The organism is Helcobacillus sp. ACRRO (genome assembly GCF_022347125.1).
GTDB lineage: Bacteria > Actinomycetota > Actinomycetes > Actinomycetales > Dermabacteraceae > Helcobacillus > Helcobacillus massiliensis.
This window is the reverse complement of the sequence record NZ_JAKRNG010000008.1, coordinates 39,221-56,170: the sequence shown is the minus strand read 5'-3', so window position 1 is coordinate 56,170 and position 16,950 is coordinate 39,221. Positions and strand designations below refer to the sequence as shown.

At 69.4% G+C, this 16,950-nt stretch carries 18 protein-coding genes; 5 read left to right on the top strand and 13 right to left on the bottom strand.

Annotated elements, in window-relative coordinates:
• Positions 1 to 194 precede the first annotated feature (194 nt).
• A complete protein-coding gene (locus MHY20_RS04565) occupies positions 195 to 701 on the top strand; it encodes a DUF2505 domain-containing protein (protein ID WP_239375205.1) in 507 nt (168 codons plus the stop codon).
• A gap of 112 nt (positions 702 to 813) precedes the next feature.
• On the opposite strand, the gene MHY20_RS04560 is transcribed toward MHY20_RS04565, so the two are convergent.
• From MHY20_RS04560 to MHY20_RS04550, 3 genes are read right to left on the bottom strand one after another with little or no spacing between them, the layout of a single operon-like run.
• Entirely contained in the window at positions 814 to 1,245 is a 432-nt protein-coding gene (locus MHY20_RS04560) for a hypothetical protein (protein ID WP_239375202.1), read from the bottom strand.
• Between the two features lie 28 nt (positions 1,246 to 1,273).
• Positions 1,274 to 2,482, bottom strand: coding sequence for a pilus assembly protein CpaE (locus tag MHY20_RS04555; protein ID WP_239375199.1), 1,209 nt, complete (start codon positions 2,480 to 2,482; stop codon positions 1,274 to 1,276).
• Positions 2,482 to 3,231 carry an SAF domain-containing protein gene (locus MHY20_RS04550; protein ID WP_239375196.1) on the bottom strand — a complete coding sequence of 250 codons (750 nt, stop codon included), beginning with the start codon at positions 3,229 to 3,231 and terminating at the stop codon, positions 2,482 to 2,484. The genes MHY20_RS04555 and MHY20_RS04550 overlap by 1 nt, the downstream gene beginning before the upstream one ends.
• A gap of 257 nt (positions 3,232 to 3,488) precedes the next feature.
• Between MHY20_RS04550 and MHY20_RS04545 the strand changes: the two genes are divergently transcribed.
• On the top strand, positions 3,489 to 3,719 hold the full coding sequence (locus MHY20_RS04545) for a helix-turn-helix domain-containing protein (RefSeq protein WP_239375193.1): 231 nt from the start codon (positions 3,489 to 3,491) through the stop codon (positions 3,717 to 3,719).
• On the opposite strand, the gene MHY20_RS04540 is transcribed toward MHY20_RS04545, so the two are convergent.
• Positions 3,705 to 4,289 (bottom strand): hypothetical protein, encoded by a 585-nt coding sequence (locus MHY20_RS04540; protein ID WP_239375190.1) that lies wholly within the window; start codon positions 4,287 to 4,289, stop codon positions 3,705 to 3,707. The two genes, MHY20_RS04545 and MHY20_RS04540, sit on opposite strands and share 15 nt — an antisense overlap.
• A gap of 205 nt (positions 4,290 to 4,494) precedes the next feature.
• Here MHY20_RS04540 and MHY20_RS04535 point away from each other — a divergent pair, with 205 nt between their 5' ends.
• A complete protein-coding gene (locus MHY20_RS04535) occupies positions 4,495 to 5,451 on the top strand; it encodes a LysM domain-containing protein (RefSeq protein WP_239375187.1) in 957 nt (318 codons plus the stop codon).
• Positions 5,452 to 5,474: 23 nt separating this feature from the next.
• The gene (locus MHY20_RS04530) at positions 5,475 to 5,888 is read left to right on the top strand and encodes an Rv3235 family protein (protein WP_183373684.1); all 414 of its coding nucleotides are present in this window, start codon (positions 5,475 to 5,477) and stop codon (positions 5,886 to 5,888) included.
• A 100-nt stretch (positions 5,889 to 5,988) separates the two neighbouring features.
• On the opposite strand, the gene secA is transcribed toward MHY20_RS04530, so the two are convergent.
• The 9 genes from secA to MHY20_RS04485 form a co-directional block, all read right to left on the bottom strand.
• On the bottom strand, positions 5,989 to 8,841 hold the full coding sequence (gene secA, locus MHY20_RS04525; protein WP_239375184.1) for a preprotein translocase subunit SecA: 2,853 nt from the start codon (positions 8,839 to 8,841) through the stop codon (positions 5,989 to 5,991).
• A 241-nt stretch (positions 8,842 to 9,082) separates the two neighbouring features.
• A complete protein-coding gene (gene raiA / locus MHY20_RS04520; RefSeq protein WP_183373673.1) occupies positions 9,083 to 9,745 on the bottom strand; it encodes a ribosome-associated translation inhibitor RaiA in 663 nt (220 codons plus the stop codon).
• Positions 9,746 to 9,938: 193 nt separating this feature from the next.
• Positions 9,939 to 10,217, bottom strand: coding sequence for a phosphoribosyltransferase family protein (locus MHY20_RS11730; RefSeq protein ID WP_239375271.1), 279 nt, complete (start codon positions 10,215 to 10,217; stop codon positions 9,939 to 9,941).
• A 484-nt stretch (positions 10,218 to 10,701) separates the two neighbouring features.
• The gene (locus tag MHY20_RS04510) at positions 10,702 to 11,517 is read right to left on the bottom strand and encodes an LpqB family beta-propeller domain-containing protein (protein ID WP_239375181.1); all 816 of its coding nucleotides are present in this window, start codon (positions 11,515 to 11,517) and stop codon (positions 10,702 to 10,704) included.
• Between the two features lie 44 nt (positions 11,518 to 11,561).
• Positions 11,562 to 11,840, bottom strand: a complete 279-nt coding sequence (locus MHY20_RS04505) for a hypothetical protein (protein ID WP_239375178.1) — start codon at positions 11,838 to 11,840, stop codon at positions 11,562 to 11,564.
• 200 nt (positions 11,841 to 12,040) lie between these two features.
• The gene (gene mtrB / locus MHY20_RS04500; protein WP_239375175.1) at positions 12,041 to 13,654 is read right to left on the bottom strand and encodes an MtrAB system histidine kinase MtrB; all 1,614 of its coding nucleotides are present in this window, start codon (positions 13,652 to 13,654) and stop codon (positions 12,041 to 12,043) included.
• Positions 13,626 to 14,306: an MtrAB system response regulator MtrA gene (gene mtrA, locus MHY20_RS04495; RefSeq protein WP_183373665.1), complete on the bottom strand. Its 681-nt coding sequence runs from the start codon at positions 14,304 to 14,306 to the stop codon at positions 13,626 to 13,628. The genes mtrB and mtrA overlap by 29 nt, the downstream gene beginning before the upstream one ends.
• A 40-nt stretch (positions 14,307 to 14,346) precedes the next feature.
• The gene (locus MHY20_RS04490; RefSeq protein ID WP_239375172.1) at positions 14,347 to 16,017 is read right to left on the bottom strand and encodes a phosphomannomutase/phosphoglucomutase; all 1,671 of its coding nucleotides are present in this window, start codon (positions 16,015 to 16,017) and stop codon (positions 14,347 to 14,349) included.
• 8 nt (positions 16,018 to 16,025) lie between these two features.
• Complete coding sequence (locus MHY20_RS04485; protein ID WP_183373660.1) at positions 16,026 to 16,436, bottom strand: DUF3499 family protein; 411 nt, start codon at positions 16,434 to 16,436, stop codon at positions 16,026 to 16,028.
• Positions 16,437 to 16,501: 65 nt separating this feature from the next.
• Between MHY20_RS04485 and MHY20_RS04480 the strand changes: the two genes are divergently transcribed.
• Entirely contained in the window at positions 16,502 to 16,909 is a 408-nt protein-coding gene (locus MHY20_RS04480) for a metallopeptidase family protein (RefSeq protein ID WP_239375166.1), read from the top strand.
• Positions 16,910 to 16,950: the final 41 nt, after the last annotated feature.

Below are 16,950 nucleotides of genomic sequence, written 5' to 3'. Positions count from 1 at the left end.
CGCACCTCCGGGGCCGGGCGCGGCACCGGGCCTACTGAGATCAGGGCCGGCTGAGATCAGGGCCGACGGGGTCACTGCTCCCAGCGCTCGGCCTGCGCAGACCGGTAGGCTCCAGCCGAACACCGCTCCCCGCCTGACTGCCGCCCCGCTGCGGCACGTGGCCGGGGCGGCCCGACACGACCCGGAGGTTCCCCATGCTGCCGATCAATGAGACCATCGAGTTCTCCCAGTCGCCGGAGGCCGTCGCCGCGATGTACGCCGACCCCCAGTACGCCGAGATCCGGAAGCAGGAACTGACCGCTGACTGGGCGACCGCGTACGTCAACGGCACCCCGGAGGCCGGCTTCACCACGACGACCGAGTTTGCGATGCCCACCGATCGCGCCCCGCAGATGGTGCAGTCGGTGATCGGCTCCTCCGTCACCGTTCACGAGGCGCAGACCTGGGAGGCCGCCGGTGCGGACGGCCGGCGTGAGGGCCGTGCCGAGATCACGGTGAAGGGCACGCCTGCGGTCGTCAGCGCCCACTACCGTCTGGAGCCGTCGGCCGGAGGCTCGGTGCTGACGGTGACCGGAGAGCTGAGCGCGCAGGTGCCGCTGGTCGGCAAGCGGATCGAAAAGGCGGCGGAGCCGTACGTGGCGCAGGTGTTCGGCGTGGAGCAGCGCGCGGCGCAGCGCTACTTCGCGGAGCGGGAGGACTGACCGGGCCCAGCCCGTGGAGTGATCGGACGTCCGGCGCTGCGCCGACCGGATGCCTCCACCGGGCCACCGTCTGCCGGGCCGTCGCCGGCCGGGCGGTCTCGGTCAGGTGGCGTCAGTCGCCCGCGCCGCTGGCGTAGGCGAACGCCTCCGCCGTCTCCGAGGGGTCGAACCAGAGCACGTCCGGGGCGAACTCGTCGGCGAGGGCCTCCGCCGCGGTGAGTTCGCTGACGTGCAGGGCACGGATGCGGACCGGCTCGTCGGCGGTGATCCGCCGGGCATGGTCTCCGTTGTCCCCCGCCTCGGCGGGTGCGGCGTCATCGGGCACATCCACGGCGGCGATGACCACGCGTGTGTGCGCGGCGGCGCCGGTGGCGCCGTGCGCGGTGACGAGGACGGCCTCCTGGACGGCATCGAGATCGAGCTGCTCCGCCTCGTCAGCGGTGACGTCCTTCGCGATGCTGGGGTCCACGCCCCACACGAGCGTGCCGGCGGCGATCACGGGTGCGGAGTCGGGGGCGGCGGAAAGCGGAACGAAGATGCGCACGGGACCTCCTGTTGACGACGCCACGATTCTACGCGGGAACCGCGGCGGCCTGCCTCCAGTGCTGATCGATGCGCTCCCCTGCCGCCTCGGCGGCCCGCTGCAGAGCCCGCCGGACGGCTGAGCGCGGCGCGGCCTCGGCCAGCAGAGCACCGTCCCACAGTGCGCGCCTCATGACCAGCGGGTCCCTCGGGACAGTGGTGATGCCGGCGGGGGTGAACCGCTGCGCAATCGCCGCCTGCAGCTGCGACTCGGGGGCGGCGCGGTCGGTGCCGTTGATGATGACATGCACGGGAGCCGAGGTGATCGCCTGCAGCGGCCCGACTTCGCGGACGAACCGGGTGATGGACACGGGGTCAGCGGCGCACACTCCGATCACTTCGTCGGCCTCCGCGAGCGCCGAAATGGCGGCTCCGTCGCGGCAGGAGATGAGCGAGTCGGCCAGGGCGTCGTCGTCTTCCAGGCCGGCGGCGATGTCGACCACGACGGCGTCGGCCTCGCGCGCCAGCGCCGCCAGCACCGCGGTCAGCGCCGACGGCTCCACCTCCGCCCACCGGCTCGGCACACCGATGCCGGACAGCAGGCGCAGGTTCGGTTCGATCTCCGGCACGATGCGGTGCAGCGCGTCGGCCGTCAACTGGGACGAGGTGGCGAGCCGTGCTGCGGTGACGAGCCCGGGCACCTCGTCGACCACCCCCAGCAGCTGGGACTGGCAGGGGGCGTCAGTGTCGGCGTCCACCAGAATGGTGCGTCGTCCGGCACGGGCGAGCTCCCCGGCGATGTTCGCGGCGATGGTGGAGCGTCCCGGTGCCCCGGCGGGCCCCCAGACCGTGATGATGCGTCCGCGCGGCTCATCCACAGGTTCGTCCGTGGTCCATGCGTCCGCGTCATCGGCGCCGGCGACGGCCTCGAGGATCGTGGAGTACATCTGCTCGACATCGGCGGCAGGGTCGATCCCCCAGGTGATGCCGAGGTCCGCAGGGGCGCGCCGCGTCCCTCCGTCGAGACCGATCACGGCGGTGCCGCCGGCCATCAGCTGCGCGACGCTGGAGCGGTCAAGGCCGTCGACGTCGCAGTCCACGAGGACCGCGTCGGCCACCCCGGCGCTGACAGCGGCGAGGGCTTCGGTGAGTTCCGCGCAGCGGCGCACGACCCGCACCCGGTCGGGCAGTTCGGTGGCGAAGGCATGGACGATGCGCAGTTCGTCCGCGCCGGAGGCGAGGAGGACGAGGTCGATCATCAGCCGACCTCCGTGCCGCCGAGGACTTCGATGGCGAACATCGAGTCGTCGCGGTCGATGGCTTCGAGCACTTCGGCGACGGAGTCCGCTGGGACGAGCACCTCGACCGTGGCCTTCTGCATGCTCAGGGAGCTGCCGCTGCTGACGGACCGCACCTGGGCGCGGTCCACCAGCATGTGCGCGCCCTTGGTGCTGGCCTCGGCGCCCTCCTTGGCACTGGCGGCGGTCCACACTTCGACCACGTCACCGGACTGCAGGCCGGCAGCGGCGTCGGACTCGATGGGAACGGCGATGGGCCGCAGGGTGCTCTCCTCGCTCTGCCCGATGGCGGAGACGGGCAGCAGCTCGCCCTGTTCGATGCGGGTGGCGGCGAGCGCCCCCGCGGGGATCTGATCGGCGGAGACGGCGTAGCTGCTGGAGCTGTCGCCGAGGCTGACCTCGACCTGCCGGAACGCGGAGGGGTCGATCTTCTGCCCTTCGGCGATGTCGGTGGTGGCCACCAGGACGGTGGTGGTGCGGGTGGCTGCAGTGAGGATGCCGGCTCCGGCGAGCACGCTGATGAGCACCAGGGCGATTCCGGTGAGCAGGCGAGGATCGCGTGCACGGGGGCGGCGCAGGCGCATGGCGCGCACTGGAGCCCGCCCTGGTGCGAGGACGGCGGGGCCGACGGGGTCGGGCGAGCGGGTCGGCTCAGCCCCTTCGGAATCGCGGTTCTGCGCGGCGGAGGGACGGCGGGAGAAGATGCTCATAACGAATCCTGGGTCGACGGTGACGGGACTGTTCGTCCACGCTAGGCCGAGCATCACCATGGTGGGGCGGTTGTGGATGAACGGTGTCCGTATTGAGACCTGGTGTCCTCCGGGGGCGGGCCGCTGGAACCGTCCCGGGCCGGAGCGGCGCGTCTGGTCGAGGTTGTCCACAACAGGTCGTTCACGGCGCGGCTGCGGCAGTATGCGTGAGAGGATGAGGACCCACGAACCATCCCGCGCGTCGGAAGGACTTGAGCATGGCCGCACGCTTCATTCCCCTGTCTGAGGTTGCTGAGCAGCTGTCCATCAGCGCCTCGCAGGCGTATGCGCTCGTGCGCAGTGGGGAGCTGCGGGCCATCAAAGTGGGCGGCCGCGGCCAGTGGCGCGTGGAGCAGGCCGAACTGGAGGCGTACATCGCCCGCAAGTACAAGGAGACGGAGCGGGAGATCGCGCAGGAGCGCGCCGCCGCTGCCTCATCTGCTGACTGAGGTGACCGTCGCGATCGCCGAGAACGGGATCGCAAGGAGGTCCGCACCGCGCTGATCGCCCCGCAGATCCAGGTGATCCGCCCACACGGCAGCGATTCTGCCGCGCAGCGTCTGCACCCCGGCTGCGACCACAACGGCCCGCCGGTTCTCCTCCCAGTCACTGAGAACGGACCGCAGTGAACGGCGGTCGAACCCGTCGGCCCCGCGGGACCGCTGCGACAGACCTGTCGCAATCTGGACTGCATCCATCCGCACGAGCGTCGCTGCGTCCCCGTCAGAGATCGTCACCCAGTCGGCGCCGACCTCCGCAACCGTGCCGCGGAGCACTCCCCCAGTGATGAGCGTGAGCCGCACCTGAGTGCCCCCATTGCCGGCGAAGCGGTCAGCGAGCCCGATCGATCCGCGCTCCAGGCGGGCGAGTTCACGGGCGCTGCGGCGCGCATCGAGCTGCGAGGCGTGCTGCAGCTGGGCAGCGACATCCTGCAGACGCTCGTCACCGCTGACGGACGAACCCGGTGGACGACGACGGTGTCGGCGGGGCTGGTGTGCGTCACCGGCCGGTTCAACCACGGCAGCTCCTGGTGTCGGCGAGGGCGGCCTGTCCGCCTACGAGTTTTCACGAATGTTAGCAAAGCGGTTGCGACCCCCTCAATGTGGATCTAACCTCATGATCACATTCCAAACAGGACCAATATTTATCAAACTGCATCAAACAGCATGAATGGTGTCGGCGCGGGGCAGCATCCCACCGGCACCCGCCGCAGAGGGGATTCCCATGGACCACCAGCACCACCACGGGCGAGGGACCGCCATCGCCGCATCCGCCGGCGCTGCCGTTCTGAGCGTCAGCAGCACAGTGTTCGCACTTGCGCAGGGCGCTCTGGTCGCCGAGTCCGATCGCATCCAGCAGCTCACTGCTGGGCTCCTGGCCGCTGCAGCGGCTGCGCTGGGAGTCTGCGCCGCGTACCTCGCCCTCGTGTGGGCCCTCATCGCGGTGACCCGCGTGTTCGGAACCGGCTCGGCCGCCGGCCGCATCAGCTTCGGTGCCCTGCGGGTCATTGCTCCACGACTCGCCAAGACTGTGGTCGGGTCCGGACTCGCGGCGGGCAGCGTGGTCGCGTTCAGTGTGTCGGCTGTGGCCGCAGAACCCGCCCCGGCACCGTCCGGTGGGTTCGGCTGGTCGACGTCCTCGGAGCAGTCCGCAGCGGATGACTCCGCCGACGGCTCTGCTGAGGACGGTGATCTGAACGCGGACGACCTCGAGATCGGGTGGGCGCCCCAGCACGACTCCGCCAGCGCACCGCCGGACGCCCCCGCGGATGCACCGCCGCCGGCACCCGCGCCCGCGCGCGATGCGCCCGAACCGGCCAGTGATGAGCCGGCACCGTCCACCGATGAGCCGGCACGCGCCCCTGAAGATCCGACACCCGCCACTGAAGCACCGACACCTGCTCCTGACGAGCCGGCGCCCGCTTCTGAGTCGCGCACCCCGGCGCCGGCATCCGACGCGCCCGCACCCGGCACCACCGCGACTGTCCGCCCGGGCGACTCCCTCTGGCAGATCGCCTCCCACACCCTCGGCCCCTCCGCCGACGACGCCGACATCGCTGCCCTCGTGGAGCAGATCGCCGCCGACCCGGAGAACCGCATCGAGGATCCGGATCTGATCCACCCCGGCGATGAGCTGCACATTCCCTCGGCGGCCGCCCCCACCATCACTCCTGCTGACTGACGAGACGACAAGGAACCCGCATCATGTCCACAGCCCCGATCTCCTCCACGCCCGCAGCTCGTCCCAGCCATCAGCTGGCCCCGTCGGGACCGTTCGCCGACCCCGACAGTGGGGAGCGCGCCGTCACCGCTGTCGCGCGCAACGCGCTTGAAGTGATCCTCGGCCAGCGCCCGCTGACGAGCCTGGACCAGATCGTTGACCTCGAGGTTCGCCGCCGCCTGCATGAGCGGGCGCGGCTGATCGCCGATGTCGCCGCTCAGCGGGGAGTCAGGACCGCTGCCCGCATCCGCGTGGGCGGGGTCCGCTTCTGCGCCGTCACCGACACCGCGGTCGAAGCGAACGCCGTCATCAGCGACTCCCACCGCAGCCGCATGGTCGTCATGCGCTGGGAGCTGCGCCGCGGACGCTGGAAGGTGGTCGTCCTGGACGTCGGCTGAGGGGCCGGCGTCCCCGCTCCTCCCCTCGATTCCGCCCTGCACGAGCGATGCCCCGCCACCTCACGGTGACGGGGCATCTGAATGCACCGGACGATGCAGATCAGCGCCGGCGGCTCTTCGCCTGCTTCTTCTCCGCGCGGCGCTGCTCACGCTCAGCCTTCCGGCGCTCAGCGCGCGACATCGGCGCGGCGCTCTCGCCCTCCGCGGAGGAGTAGGACAGCTGGGAGGGGTTCACCGAATCCTCCAGACCCTTGGCGTGGAGGTGGATCTCGCTCGCCTCATCCTCGAACTCAGCGTCGTCACCCGACGCTGCACTCTCGGTGTCGGCAACCGGTTCGGAGCCGGCCTCGGCGGCTGCACCGGCGGAGGCGCCGACGGAATCGGCGTTCGCGGACAGGGTCGCGGCGCTCTTGGCGAGGAGGTTCTTCACCGCATCCGGGACGAGAGGCTGGCGCTGCACCTGCACGTTGAGGTTGAACAGGTACCCGACCACGTCCTCCTTGATGCCCGCCACCATGTCCTGGTACATCAGGAAGCCCTCGCGGCCGTACTCCACGAGCGGGTCGCGCTGCGCCATGGCGCGCAGACCGATGCCCTCCTTGAGGTAGTCCATCTCGTAGAGGTGGTCGCGCCAGCGGTTGTCGATGACCCGCAGGATCACCTTGCGCTCCAGCTCACGCATCGCGTCCGAACCGAGCTCCTCTTCGCGCTTCCCGTACGCGATGCGGATATCGGACAGCAGCTCCGTACGCAGGCGCTCCCGCGTCAGGTTCTCCTTGCCGCCGACCTCGTCGATCAGGTCCTCTTCGGTGAACGACACCGGGTACAGGGACTTCAGCGAGCCCCACAGTTCGTCGAGCTCGAAGTCCTCCGCGCTGCGGCTGCCGGTCGCGTTGGCGACGGCGGTGGTGATGACGTCCTCGAGGTAACGGTCGATCGTCGCGGTGATGTCCTCACCGTCGAGCACCCGGTTGCGGTCGCCGTAGACGCGTTCGCGCTGCTTGGTGAGGACATCGTCGTACTTCACCACGTTCTTGCGGATCTCGAAGTTCTGCGACTCGATCTTGCGCTGAGCGCCCTGGATCGCACCGGACACGAGGCGGCCGGTCAGCGGCGTGTCCTCATCCACGCCGCCGCGCGCCATGATCTGCTCCACGCCCGGGCCGGCGAAGCGGCGCACCAGCTCGTCCTGCAGCGACAGGTAGAAGCGGGACTCGCCCGGGTCGCCCTGACGGCCGGAACGGCCGCGCAGCTGGTTGTCGATGCGGCGGGACTCGTGGCGCTCCGTGCCCAGCACGTACAGTCCGCCGAGGTCGCGGACCTCATCCGCCTCGTCCTTCACCTGGCGCTTGGCGCGCTCCAGCGCCTCCTCCCAGGCCGCCTGGTACTCCTCCGGGTTCTCCTCGGCATCCAAGCCGCGGTCCTCCAGGGACTTGTGCGCCATGAACTCGACGTTGCCGCCGAGCATGATGTCGGTGCCGCGGCCGGCCATATTGGTGGCCACGGTGACGGCGCCCTTCGCACCCGCCATGGCGACGGTGGCGGCCTCACTGGCGTGGTTCTTGGCGTTCAGCACGTTGTGCGGCACGCCCTTCTTCCGCAGCAGCTCCGAGAGGTGCTCGGACTTCTCCACGCTGGTGGTGCCCACCAGCACAGGCTGCCCCGTCTTATGGCGTTCGACGATGTCGTTGACGACCGCGGCGAACTTTCCGCGCTCCGTCCGGTAGATCTCATCCACTTCGTCCACACGCTTGGTAGGGAGGTTGGTGGGGATCGGCACCACGCCGAGCTTGTAGGTCGCCATGAATTCGGCGGCTTCGGTCTCAGCGGTGCCGGTCATACCGGCGAGCTTCTCGTACAGCTTGAAGTAGTTCTGCAGGGTGATGGTGGCGAGGGTCTGGTTCTCCGCCTTGATCTCCACACCCTCCTTCGCCTCAATGGCCTGGTGGACGCCCTCGTTGTAGCGGCGCCCGGCGAGGATGCGACCGGTGTGCTCATCGACGATCATCACTTCGCCGTCGATGATGACGTAGTCCTTATCGCGCTTGAACAGCTCCTTCGCCTTGATGGCGTTGTTGAGGAAGCCGACCAGCGGGGTGTTGAGCGACTCGTAGAGGTTGTCGATGCCGAGCTCGTCCTCCACCCGGTCGATGCCGGGTTCGAGAACGCCGACGGTGCGCTTCTTCTCGTCGACCTCGTAGTCACGATCGCGGCGCAGGGTCTTGACCACGCGTGCGAACTCGGCGAACCACTTGTTGACGTCGCCGGACGCGGGACCGGAGATGATCAGCGGGGTGCGGGCCTCGTCGATGAGGATGGAGTCGACCTCATCCACGATGGCGAAGAAGTGGCCGCGCTGGACCCTGTCCTCGGCGTTCGTAGCCATGTTGTCGCGCAGGTAGTCGAAGCCGAACTCGTTGTTCGTGCCGTAGGTGATGTCCGCGGCGTACTCGCGCCGACGCTGCGCCGGGGTCTGGCCGGCGATGATGACGCCGGTGCTCATGCCGAGGGCGCGGAACACGCGGCCCATGAGATCGCTCTGGTAGGAGGCGAGGTAGTCGTTGACGGTGACCACGTGCACGCCCTTGCCGGCGAGGGCATTGAGGTAGGCGGGCAGGGTCGCGACGAGGGTCTTGCCCTCACCGGTCTTCATCTCAGCGATGCGGCCGCGGTGGAGGGCGGCGCCGCCCATCAGCTGCACCGGGTACGCGCGCTGGCCGAGGACTCGGCGGGCTGCTTCTCGAACCGCGGCGAACGCCTCGATCATGATGTCGTCGAGCGACTCGCCGTCCTCGAGGCGCTGGCGGAACGCGTCGGTCTCCGCACGCAGCTCGTCATCGGTGAGCTCGCGGAACGACTCTTCGAGCTTCTCCACATCATCGGCGATCGCCGCCAGACGCTTCTGCTCACGGCCTTCGCCTGCTCGCAGGATCTTCTCGAAGAAGCTGGCCACTCGTACTCCCTGGATTGCTGAACGTCAGTGTCGTCGGCCTGAGAAGGGCCCAGCCCACGCTAGTCGGGCCACCTTGGAGTCTACAGACAATGCGCGGGCGGGACGCGCCCGTTGTGGTGCGTCCCGCCCTGCGGGTCGTGGTCCGCTCGACTGCGCGGGGCCGACGGGGTCATCCGCCGACGGGTGCGGAGCCGATGCGCGTGCCGGTCATGGCCGGACGCTGCTCACGCTGAGCGTGCGCTCACTGTGAATCGGTGTCCAGTTCGATGACGCCGTAGTTCCAGCCCTTGCGGCGGTACACGACCTTCGGGTGGTTCGTGTCCTTGTCGACGAAGAGGAAGAAGTCGTGGCCCACCAGCTCCATGCGGTACAGGGCGTCGTCGATGGTCATCGGCTCAGCCTTGTGCTTCTTCTCGCGGATCACCACGGGCGACTCCGGGGCATCAGCAGCGGTGTCCGGCTCCGGGTCGACAGCCTCGATGGAGCCGGTGGCAGTGCGCTCCTTCTGCTCTTCGATGAGCCGATCCATGTGGACCTGGTCCTCGCCCATGGTGCGCAGGGACTCGGTCTCCACCTGGTGGGCGCGGTCGCGGCCCTTGCGGCGATCCTTGCGGCGGTCGCGCAGGCGGCGCAGACGCTCCATGAGCTTGTCGTAGGCGAGATCGAGGGCGGCGTACTGATCGGCGGCGCTGGCCTCGGAGCGGATGACGGTTCCGTTGTCGTGGACAGTGAGCTCGATCCGCTCCTTCTGGTCCGCCAGTCGCGGGTTCTTCTCGGTCATCACGACGACGTCCGTGCGGGATGCGTTCGGGGCGAGCTGGTTGACCTTGTCGAGCTTGTCGTTGATATGGCGCTGGAAGCGCTCCGTCACGTCGGTGTGGCGGCCGGCAACGTTGATGTCCATGGAATCCTCCAAAGAGATGAGACTCGAAGAATGCGCTCGTGCGCATCCTGATCAGGGTGGGGTGCGCATCACCTCCGACTCTGCTCGAGGATCCAGTCGCCGCTAGCGGCGATCACCGGGGCTTCCGGTGGCTTCATTATCCCCGATCGAACTGACAGTGTCATGAGAGTCACAGGCACGTTGCGAGCAGGATTCACGGCCTGACGGACGTTGGCCCGACGCGCTGTGCGGCCGCCACGACAACAGCGCCGAGAACGCGGCACCCGGCCGCTTCGAGCGCATCCGCGGCGGCGGCGAGGGTTGCTCCGGTGGTGGCGACGTCATCCACCAGCACGACGGACGGGCCCCGCCCTGGCGCATTCCGCGATGTCCCGGTCGTCGGACTTCTCGCCTCGTCGGCGGCGCTCCTCGCCTCTGCCGCGAAGTGCGAGGATCCGAGCGCGCGGGTGACGGCGCGGCCGCTCACCCGCATTCCGCCGGACAGGCGCCGCTCCCGCCGATTCCGTACCCGTCGGCCCGCCACAGCACCACCCGACCGTGCTGCCACGGCAGCACCCGAGCGCGCAGCCGACGCACCTCCCGGCAGCCCCGCGGGCGCCCCGCTCGCCCGCGGCAGCGACAGGCACGACACCACCGGTGTCCGGAGGGACTCCCCCAGCGCCTCCGCAATGAGCTGCGTGTGCTGCTCGCCCCGTCGGCGCACCGCCGCCCCGCTCGAGGGCACCGGCACCAGCACACCACCGTGCCGCAGCAGCTCCCGCGCCGGATCCAGCAGACTGCGGGCGAACGGCTCCGCGAGCGCAAAATGGCCACCGTTCTTGAACGCCAGCACCAGTGCCTGCAGTCGGGCCGTGTAGTCCCCCGCCGCCACCACCGGCATGCGGGGTCTGAACGACACGGCTCCGCGATGCTCACCGAGCTCATCGGGGACGGCGAGCTGCAGTGCGTCGAGCCGGTCATCGACCCGCTCGGCGCCCATCTCGAGCACCGCGGCGCAGTCCGCGCACAACACCCTCCCGCCGACACCGCAGGGGCAGGCCGTCGGCAGCAGAACATCGGCGAGGGACCGCAGAACGGTGTGGGTGGTGGCATGCATGAGCATCATGCTGGCTCGGCGCGCACGGCGGCGCGCGGCGGCCGGCCCTTCTGGGGACGACTCGACGTGTGGACAGCGCTGAGGCGCGGACCGGGGTGCGGCGAGGCGGCGGCGGAACCCGCTGCACGCCCCGCGTGGAGTCCCAGATGATCGCCTGCGGACTCTGGCCCTCCGCTGCCGGCACGAACACGATCATCGCCTGCTTGGAGTACCAGCAGAGCTCACCGGAGCCGTTCACCGGCAGCGGCATCGTCTGGACCGTGGACAGGCCGGTCGGATCACCCTTGCGGCTGCGGACCACCGCGCTCTCACCGAGCAGCAGCCGGCCGTCCCGTTTGATCAGCAGCGCCAGCTGCGTGGAGCCCAGCCCCAACGAGGCGCTGCAGATCTCGTCGCCGTCGGCGAGGTTCAGCAGCGCAGACGAATGCTCCGCCCCGCCGGACTCGTTCACGGCGAGGAGTTCACCGGGACGTTCGGAGTCCGCGGTCCAGATCCACCCGAACTGGTCCACCGATGGGGGCACCAACGCCTGCCCGGTCAGCGCCTCCCTGCGCTGGAGGCGACCGTCGGTCGACCCCACCAGCAGGGTCCGGCGGTCCGGCGTGAGCGCTGCCGCGGTCGAGGACCGAGGGGACCCCACCGGTGCGATGACGCAGTCCTTGGCGAAGGCGGGCACGAGGGACAGCGTGCTGTACCCGTCACCGCTCTCGCGAACCGCCATCACAGCGGCGCGCCGCCGAGTGCCTGCGCCACCCGGTCCACAGCGCGGGCCTGGACGAACCAGCGCAGATCCCCCTCCAGAGTCGTGCGGGTCGGGTCGAGGTATGCGATCCTGACCGGCGTCCACAGAAGGTCGAAGGTGGCCTGCGAGATGACCACCATGTCCGGCGGGTCCGCGATCCGCCACTGTCCGGCGACCCGGGTCAGATGGAGGGTGTATCGCATCGGCTCCCCATCCAGGAGCCAGGTGCGCACACCGGAGGAGTCCACGCGGGTCACCGCCGTCAGCGTCACCTCCACGGTGGAGGTGTCGACCTGCGAGATCGCCGGTTCTTCATTGGGAACATGGACGAAGACCTCCGTGTCCGGCGCCTACGTGCGGGCCTTTTCGGGCGTGAGGAACTGGCGGGCGACCGCGGAAGCGGACGCAGCCGCTGCGAACGCTGTGAGCGCGCCGCGGCGGGTCAGGCCCCGGCTCCTCATCCGATCTCCCGCGGAGTGCCCACCCACTCGCCGTCGTCCGGCAGCTCCCATGACCGCCGCAGCGCCAGAGGGGAATCGTCCACGGATGCGTCCGGAGTCTTCGGCAGCGTCAGGCGGAACACGGCGCCGCGGCCCTCCTGGCCCCACGCCTCCAGCCAGGCACCGTGCAGGTGAGCATCCTCCGCCGCGATCGACAGGCCGAGGCCGGCACCGCCGAGCGTGCGGGAACGCGCAGGGTCGGCTCGCCAGAACCGGGAGAAGACATGGCGCGCGGACTCCTCGGAGATGCCGACGCCGAAGTCCTGCACGATGATCGCCGCGCACTTCTCGTTCGACGCGGTCTCCACCGCCACCGGGCCGCCCTCCGCGTGCTCCAGCGCGTTCACCAGCAGATTGCGGACGATCCGCTCCATACGGCGGAAGTCCATCTGCAGCAGGATCGGCTCCTTGTGCCACTTCACGCAGAACGCCGAATCCGCCTCGTCAGCGATCGGCTTCAGCAGCTCTACCGTGGAGCGGGCCACATCGCTGAGGTTCTCCTCGCGTTCGTCGAGGATCGCGGCTCCCGCGTCGTGGCGGGAGATCTCCAGCAGGTCCGCCAGCATGTGGTCGAACCGGTTGACCTGGTCGGTCAGCAGCTGTGTGGTGCGCCTGATGGTCGGGGAGAACGAGTCCTTCTCCGCATCCAGCACGGACGCCGCCATCTTGATGGTGGTCAGCGGGGTGCGCAGCTCATGGGAGACGTCGGAGACGAAGCGGTGCTGCACATGGGACAGCTCCGTGAGGTCCGTGATCTTCTCCTGCAGGGACTCCGCCATCCGGTTGAAGCTAGTGCCCACGGTGGCGAGCTCGTCGCCGCCGCGCACGTCGATGCGGTAGTCGAGGTCACCGTCGGCGATGCGCTCAGCGGCGTTCGCGACCCGCCCCAGCGGAGTCTTCAGCATGCGCGCAATGATGATGGTGATGCCGAGCAGCAGCAGCATGATGACAGCGCCGCCGGTCAGCAGCACGGGCCGCATGAACGAGAGCGTGTTCTGCTCCTCCGCGAAGGAGTACAGCATGACGAGGTCGAAGGATCCCGATCCGGGCACGCTGATCCGCACCGCGGTCAGCATTCCCGGGGTGCCGTCCTTCAGCTTCACGTTGCGGTGCACGATCGACCCGGTGGAACCGGACAGCTGCCCTCGCAGCTCGGGGTCCACGTAGTCCATCACCGCGCGGTCCGTGGAGATCGTGGACATGGTGGACTCCTCATCCACCGGCAGCAGCGCCGCTGACGAAAGCGGGCCGTGCTCTTCGGTGCGCAGCGACTGGATGAACTGGGCGACCGAGTCCTGGCGTTCACCGGGGCTGCTGCCCACCGAGCTGCGCAGTTCTCGGGTCAGCGAACTGCGCGCGAGCTCGGTCTGCTCGAACACGAGGTCGCGGCGCTGATCGTAGAGTCCGTCGGCGATGACCGTGGAGAGGTAGCCGCCCACCGCGGTGATCGTGATGGCGGACAGGACGAGGGTGATGACCGCAACGCGGACGCTCAGCGGCCAGTGGGGGTAGTGACGCCTGCCGGAGCGTCCGAGGGGGGCGCTACTTTCCTGCTCGATATCCGACACCACGAACCGTCACCACGATCTGCGGGTTCTCCGGGTCGAGCTCGATCTTGGCGCGCAGTCGCTGCACATGCACGTTCACCAGGCGGGTATCGGCGCTGTGGCGGTAGCCCCACACTTCGCGCAGCAGGACCTCGCGGCTGAACACCTGCCACGGCTTGCGCGCCAGCGCCACGAGGAGGTCGAACTCGAGGGGGGTGAGCGGCAGGCGCTCCTCCCCGCGCCACACGCGGTGGCCCTCCACATCGATGACGATGTCCGCCACCTTGAGCGTTTCGGGACCGGGCTCCTCCTGCCGGCGCACACGGGCGCGGATGCGGGCGACCAGTTCGTCCGGATCGAACGGCTTCGTCAGGTAGTCGTCGGCTCCGGCCTCCAGACCCTCCACGATGTCCTTCGTGTCACTGCGGGCGGTCAGCATGATGATGGGAACACCGGAGACCTCGCGCATGCGGCGGCAGATCTCGTTGCCGTCGGTCCCCGGCAGCATCAGGTCCAGGAGGACGACGTCGTACATGCCGTCCTCGAAGCCGTCGAGTGCTTCATTCCCGTCCGCTGCGGTGGTGACATCGAACCCCTTGCCGGTAAGAACGATGGAGACCATCTCGGCGATGGCCGCATCATCATCGACCACGAGGACCTTGGGTGAAGTGCTCATGGGTCCCATTATGCCGGAAGAGGACGGAAATTCGCTGATCTTACCGCTGCTGGATCAGCATCGGGAGGCCTTCAACATCACGATATGCCAACGAACACGCAGAACAGGTGATGTGCGCCCCGTGCTGGACGAGGTCGCTTCGACATGCGGGGCAGCGCACCACATCGGCCGCCCACGCCGGCAGGGACGGGATTCGGCTGCGCGCTGCGGGATGCGCCGCTCCATCAGGGCGGCCGACGGGTCCCGCCGAATCCGAGCGGCGCCGCCCCGCGGGGGCATCGGCGCGGATGATCCCCAGGATCTCATCGCGCACTCGCGCCATAGTGTTCCCGGTCGCCGCCTCCACGTTCAGTCGCAGCAGCGGCTCCGTGTTCGACGGGCGCAGGGAGAACCACCAGCGCTGATCCTCGGGCATCGCCTCATCCCAGTGGGTGACGGTCATGCCGTCGAGGTCGTCGATCGTGACGCCCGGGACCCCTTCGATGGCGGAGCGGACCCGCTGCGCGGCGCCGTCGGCATCCGCAACGCGGGAGTTGATCTCACCGCTGGCGGCGAACGGGTCGTGCTCCGCCATCAGGTCGGAGAGGGTCCCGCTGCTCTTCTGCAGGGCGCGCAGGGTGTGCAGCGCCGCCAGCATGCCGGAATCGGCGAAGAAGAAGTCCCGGAAGTAGTAGTGGGCGGAGTGCTCACCGCCGAACACCGCGTTCTCCTTCGCCATCAGCGCTTTGATGATGGAGTGCCCCACTCGGCTGACCACCCATCGGCCGCCCTCGGCCTCGATGGCGTCGCGCACATGGCGGCTGGAGACGATGTTGGCGACCACCGCCGGGCTGGTCTCGCCCTCGGCGCGGACTCGGCGGATCTCACCGGTGGCGATCATCGCGGTGATGGCCGACGGGGACACCACCTCACCTGATTCGTCCACCACGATGCAGCGGTCGGCGTCGCCGTCGAAGGCGAGGCCGAGATCGGCGCCCTCCCGCTTCACCGCTGCGCGCAGATCGCTCAGGGTGGAGTAGTCCAACGGATTCGCCTCATGGTTCGGGAAGGTGCCGTCCAGCTCGAAGAAGAGGGGGACCACCCGCAGGGACGGCACCCGCTGGGCGAGCGCGGGAACGGTCAGGCCCGCCATCGCGTTTCCGGCGTCGACCACAACGGTCAGCTCGCGCTCCCCGTCCAGGGGGACGAGGGACAGCACGGTGTCGATGTAGTCGCCGAGGGTGTCGATCTCACGCTGCTCGCCCCTCCGGCGAGCCGCGGGGATGGTGCCTGCGTCCAGGTACGCCTGGGCGGTGTCGCGGATCTCGGTGAGCCCGGTGTCGCGGCCCACGGGAACGGCGCCGGCGAAGCACATCTTGATCCCGTTGTCCGGGCCCGGATTGTGGCTGGCGGTGAACTGCGCGCCTGCGACGTCCCGCAGACCGGAGGCGCAGTACAGCTGGTCGGTGGAGCTGAGCGAAGCCCACAGGACAGTGGAGCCGCGGGTGCGGGCCCCATCGGCGAAGGCGCCGGCGAGCTCCGGGGAGGATTCGCGCATGTCGTGGGAGACAATGATGTCGGCGCCGTCCAAGAGGTCGGCGAACGCGGCGCCGAGGGCGCGGGAGCCGTCGGCGGTGAAGTCCTCGTGGGCGCGCCCGCGGACGTCATAGGCCTTGACGATGCGGCTGAGATCGGTTCCGGAGCGGTCGATCGGTGTGGATACGGTGGTCACGGGTCTCCTCATTCGCTGTCGGCGGAGCGGACAACGCGCAGGTGCCGGCCCTGACCGGCAGCGCCGGCCTGCTGGGCGGGAGTGCCCTCGCGATGGGGCGCCTGCGCGGGAGCGGCGGGGGCGCGGTGGGCGCCGTGCGGTGCTCGGGACGCGGCCGAAGGTCGGTCCTCGGCGTCGGCGAGGGCCTTTGCGAGGGCGAGGACGTCGTCCTGCTGGCGCAGTTCGCCGGGGACGCGCTGCACGGTCCAGCCGTTGGGGACCGTCAGGCTGCGAGCGTGAGCGAGGCACAGGTCGTACCCGTGCGGGTCGCGCTCTGCCGGGAGCGGGCCGATGACCGCGACGGAGTCCGCGTAGTTGTAGGTCAGGACGGCCACGGCCGGCTCAGAGCATCCGGTTTTTGAGCATTCACGATCAGACACGAGGCAACTCTATCGCGAGCCGCAGCGCTGAGCCTCACCGCCTCCGGCGCCGATAGGCTGGGGCCATGCCCTCCCCTCGACGCCGCCGACGCGGCCGCGCCTTCCGTCACGACCTCGTGCCGCCGCATCTGCCCGGCTATGTGAGCCGACGCGAACGCTTCGACGCTTCGGTGCAGGATGCGATGGCGGAGATGCTGCAGCGCTTCCCCCGCGAGCTGGAGTACGTGGAAGTGCTCGCCGAGGACGTTCCGCCCTCGTCGCACGTGCACTGGGAGGACGCGGTGCTGCTGGGACGTGCTTTCCCCGGCGACCGCCAGTCGCCGCCGCAGATCGTGGTGTACCGCCGCCCCATTGAGATGCGTGTGACGGACGCGGAGGACCTGCGGGAGCTGGTGCGCTCGGTCCTGGTGCAGAACGTGGCATCTCTCCTCGGCAAACAGCCCGAGGACATCGACCCCGACTTCGGCCTCTGAGGCCGACCTGTCCTGCGCCCCGGTGGGCCGCCCAGCTGCGG